We start from the raw sequence: 1,287 nt of genomic DNA, 5'->3' as shown, positions 1-1,287 counted from the left end.
CCTAGGGAAGGTCTGATCAAGTCGTAAATTGGCTTGATGGCGAGCGCGTGTGCTTGTCGTTGCGCTCGCAAGCTCGTCTCACCGAGCATCCCCATGCGTTTGAGAGGCCCTTGCGGCCCTTCATGCCGTCTGCAGACGCACCTGTCCGCGCATCGCGATCAGTTTCTTCCTGGCCATCCACAGGTTCGATAACGCAAACAGCGTGATCACATGCGCCGTGTTCTTGGCCAGTCCCTTGAACCTCACCTTCGCCAAGCCGAACTGTCGCTTGATCACTCGGAACGGATGCTCCACCTTCGCCCGGATGCTGGCCTTGCGGTATTCCTGCTTGCGCGCTCTGGCCTTGGCTCGGCCTTCTTGCATCTTCGCCATGTCGCTGGGCCGGCCCGCAATGTGCCACTGCACACTGCGCTGCACCCGCGCCTGCGCTCCGCGATAGCCCGAGTCTGCCCACACCGCGTCCTCTTTGCCGTGCAGCAGGTCGCTCACCTGCTCGACGTCTGCCTCGTTGGCTGCGGTAGTCGTCACCGTGTGCACCAACCCCGAGTCCGCATCCACACCGATGTGCGCCTTCATCCCGAAGTGCCACTGGTTGCCCTTCTTGGTCTGGTGCATCTCAGGGTCTCGCTCGCCGCCCGCGTTCTTCGTGGAACTGGGTGCCGCGATGATGGTGGCGTCCACGATGGAGCCCCTCTTCAGAAGCAGCCCTTTCCTGGCCAGGTGGGCGTTGACCTGCTTGAAGATGTCCTCGGCCAGATCGCTGGCTTCCAGCAGATGGCGGAAGTTCAGGATCGTCGTCTCGTCGGGAATCGACTCCATTCCCAGGCCTGCAAACGTGCGCAGCGAGGTGATCTCGTATAGGGCTTCCTCCATCGCCGGGTCGCTCAACGCAAACCAGTTCTGCATCAAGTGCACGCGAAGCATTGCTTCCAGCGGATAGGGCCGACGTCCGCGGCCTGCCACCGGGTAGTGCGGTTCGATGACTTTGAGCAGTGCCTTCCAAGGCACTACCAGCTCCATCTCGGCAAGGAAGACTTCCCGACGTGTCCTCTTCCTCTTGCCTGCATGCTCGGCATCCGAAAAACTGATCTGGCTCATCGTTGGCGCTCCTTCATTCAGCATGCGTAATCAACGTTCAGAGCGGCCATCCGTGGACTTGATCAGATGTTCCCTAGGGAAGGTCTGATCAAGTCGTAAATTGGCTTGATGGCGAGCGCGTGTGCTTGTCGTTGCGCTCGCAAGCTCGTCTCACCGAGCATCCCCATGCGTTTGAGAGGCCCTTGCGGC

General features: G+C 60.6%; 1 protein-coding gene. It reads right to left on the bottom strand.

Annotation, left to right across the window (positions count from 1 at the left end; genetic code table 11):
* Positions 1-120 precede the first annotated feature (120 nt).
* Positions 121-1,098: an IS5 family transposase gene (locus ACSFA2_RS25490; protein ID WP_435458121.1), complete on the bottom strand. Its 978-nt coding sequence runs from the start codon at positions 1,096-1,098 to the stop codon at positions 121-123.
* Positions 1,099-1,287: the final 189 nt, after the last annotated feature.

This window comes from Variovorax cryoconiti (genome assembly GCF_051216395.1).
Classification (GTDB): Bacteria; Pseudomonadota; Gammaproteobacteria; order Burkholderiales; family Burkholderiaceae_C; genus Variovorax.
The sequence above is the reverse complement of the archived record's forward strand: the minus strand, read 5'-3'. Positions and strand labels throughout refer to the sequence as shown.